Below are 3,421 nucleotides of genomic sequence, written 5' to 3'. Positions count from 1 at the left end.
CAAATGAATTTTCATTTAAGACCATATAATCAATATATTTTAAATATAGTTACCAACATTTATCTAGGGTTAGATTAATCAATAAAAATAAAAAAGAATAAGACAATGACCATTTTTGAAAGTATTGCGAATATATTTTGATAAATCCACCTAAATAAAAATAAGTAATCCAAGTCCATATTCTTAAAGGTTGTTTAATATGTTCTAAAAAGAAAGATGTTCCGTTTTTATATGAAGAATACATATCTATAAAATGAATAAATAAACAAAGTAAAATCAATGAAATCATAAAATATCTATCTATTTTTCTGTACTGATGAATTTTATGCAGTATTGGGAGTAAAATATAAATCATTATCAATGATCCAAAAAACCAAAATTGAAAAAAGAATCCTGATTGCTCAAAGAAAATATTTATTGTTTCTTGAATAGGAGTATAATATCCTAATCCCATTATCATTCTTTGAATCATTCTTAATAAATTCCAAAATAAACATACTAAAATAATTTTTACAATCTTCATTGAAATATAACGAAATGAAATATCTTTTTTATTTAATATAAAATAACCATTAATCATAAAGAAAACGGGTACTGCAAAAGAACAAAGTTGATATAAAATAACATTAGAATATCCAGAATATTTATTAAGAGTGTGTAAAAAGACAACAGCTAATGTTGCTACAATTTTTAGTAAATCTAATCCTATATAACGCGTCATATAATCTCCAATCAATGTAAAAAATCTTGGTATAATATTTTATTATACAATCATTTATCAACGTATATAAAATATTGCTTTTTTATATTTATAAGGCAATAATTTATCAAAAGTATAAATAATAAAAATACTAATGACTAAAGTAAGAACTGAATAAAAAACTATCTGTATAGGGATAGGCAATCTAAGAACATCAAAATTTTGAAATAAAAACGTTAATATTATCATATGTATTAAAAAAATGGCAAACGATATCTTTGAAATATAAAAAATTATTTTTATACAAAAGGAATTCCCTATTATATTTTTTATAATGAGAAATAAACTCATGCTAGATAAATACGTAAAAAAGTTTGAATACCATATATAATTAGAATATTCATAGCTAGATGATCTTAAATATAACAGGCAATATACATTAATCAAAAGTGTAATTATAAATAATAAAAATAATATAATAGTATTAAAATGTATTTTAAATTTATTCAGGAAATAACCTGTAAATATATAGATTCCACCGATACCACCTATGAATGATAAATCTAAGTTCATTGATCTTGTAATACTTTCTGGGAAATATGCATTTATAAGTATATTAATGGTTGGAATAAGAAAATAGGTAATAATTCCTAAACATAATGGTATAAAAATAATTTTATCATTAGTGTATTTTTCAATCCCTAATTTTATAAATGGTATAAATAGATATATACCTAATATAAGAGGCATATACCACATTTGTTTCATCATTAATGGTTCTAGAAATAGCATTTGATTAATTATGCTTGTTACATCCAAATCAATTTTAAAAATAAAACTATAAAACAGATTATTCAAAATAATCCATAACTCAGTTATTAATAATAATGGTAACAAGTATTTTTTATAAAATAAATTTATGTTAATCTCTTTACTATTTATCATGAGAACACCCGTTATCATTAAAAATATTGGTACACCTAATCGAGATAATAAATAGAATAATGTTTGGATATAAAAAGACATTTGAGATACTGATAATGTATGATTATAAGATGATGGATAGAATAATTCAATGGCATGACAAAAAACAACAAGTATGATTGCTAATGATCTTAAGAAATCTAAATATAATAATCTTTCTCTTTTCATGACTACCTTTCTTTTTTGATAATTTTTACCAAGTATATAAATAATTATTTATAATAAGAGACACAATAATATTACTTATTGTGCCTCTATTAATTAGTTGGACCAGTTTTTTTAGAAGAAAAATATGCGTTCATATCAACTCTTCCACTTATGCCATTAATTGTTCCAGACGATGTATATTGCCACATTCTATATGTTCCATTATAAGTACAATTTTTAATGATTGGTTGACTACTATGTCCATATTGAGCTACCCATTTTTCATATTTATTAAGTGATGAATCATATAATTTAGTGTTCCAATAGTTTAAATTAGCATAAATTCCTGGAGTATAACCTGCATTAGCAATAATATTACAATATGTATTGGCCATGTTTGTATATGTACTAGCTGAAATATTTCCAACATTATCAGTATATTCTAAATCATAATAAACTGGCAAAGATATTTTTCTGTCTTTTATTAATTCTAAAGTTGCATAAGCTTCTGTTTTAGCTTGTTCTGCATTTGTCGCATAGCTAAAGAAATATACTCCATAAGGAATATTTAATCTTTCTAAATCTTTAGCATTTTTAATGAATTGTGAATCTATAACAACATGTCCATTAGAATGACTATAATATCCGCAACGTAAAATGACTTTATCAACTAATCCATCTTTTTTTATAACATCCCAATTTATATTTCCATTCCACTTTGAGATATCAATAACTAATGCGTCAGCACCATCGATTAATTCTCCATAGCTATTATATAACACTTTTTTTCCATTCTTTTTAATCCAGCCTGTAGGACATACACCTCTTTCATCAAAATAATATGTTATTCCATCTATATTTTTTGCTCCAACAACCATGCTACCATCAGAGTTAAAGTAATGCATTCCTTCTTCATTTTGGAACCATCCAGTTTGCATAACTCCATTGCTAGAAAAGTAATATGTCTTTCCATCAATGGATTGCCAACCTTTTAATGTATTTCCATTTTTGAAATATCTAACACCCTCCGACGAATAGCACCAACCATCTTGTTGAACTCCATTATTTCCAAAATTATATTCTTTTCCATTGATGACTTGATAACCAGTCAGCATATGTCCCTCATTATTGAAATAATATTTTTTTCCGTTTTGTGTTAGCCAGCCTTTTGTGATAATACCACGACTGTTGAAGTAATATCTTTTTCCGTTTACTGTCTGCCAACCAACTAGCATATGACCTTCTTCATCAAAATAATGATATCCTTCATCATTATAGTACCAGCCGATTGTATAACCGCCATCGCTTTTGAATAGATAAGTATATCCATTGAGTGATTGCCATCCATTTAACGTATTTCCATTCTGATCAAAATATTTCCAACCCGTTTCTGTCCATTGCCATCCAAGACCTAGTTCACCATTTGATTTAAAATATCTTATTTTTCCATCAATAGTGTGAGTTCCCGTTAACATATGCCCTTCGTTATTGAAATAATATTTTTTTCCGTTTTGTGTTAGCCAGCCTTTTGTGATAATACCACGACTGTTGAAGTAATATCTTTTTCCATTTACTGTCTGCCAACCAACC

General features: G+C 25.9%; 3 protein-coding genes. All 3 read right to left on the bottom strand.

All coding sequences use genetic code 11. The features are described 5' to 3' along the window. Nucleotides 1-49 precede the first annotated feature (49 nt). Nucleotides 50-721: an acyltransferase family protein gene (locus tag ACESR5_RS10375; protein ID WP_373155570.1), complete on the bottom strand. Its 672-nt coding sequence runs from the start codon at nt 719-721 to the stop codon at nt 50-52. A 57-nt stretch (nt 722-778) separates the two neighbouring features. Then, on the bottom strand, nt 779-1,852 hold the full coding sequence (locus tag ACESR5_RS10370) for an acyltransferase (protein WP_373155567.1): 1,074 nt from the start codon (nt 1,850-1,852) through the stop codon (nt 779-781). 89 nt (nt 1,853-1,941) lie between these two features. Further along, nucleotides 1,942-3,421: GH25 family lysozyme (locus ACESR5_RS10365; RefSeq protein WP_373155564.1), on the bottom strand; the 1,480-nt coding region annotated here is incomplete at its 5' end.

The sequence above is a fragment of the Clostridium sp. AUH-JLR23 genome (assembly GCF_964238065.1).
Lineage (GTDB): Bacteria > Bacillota_I > Bacilli_A > Erysipelotrichales > Coprobacillaceae > Allocoprobacillus > Allocoprobacillus merdigallinarum.
The sequence above is the reverse complement of the archived record's forward strand: the minus strand, read 5'-3'. Positions and strand labels throughout refer to the sequence as shown.

What these genes read in the sequence shown, in the direction of transcription:
- ACESR5_RS10375 (WP_373155570.1), bottom strand. Translation starts at nt 721, where the DNA reads ATGACGCGTTATATAGGATTAGATTTACTAAAAATTGTAGCAACATTA.
- ACESR5_RS10370 (WP_373155567.1), bottom strand. Translation starts at nt 1,852, where the DNA reads ATGAAAAGAGAAAGATTATTATATTTAGATTTCTTAAGATCATTAGCA.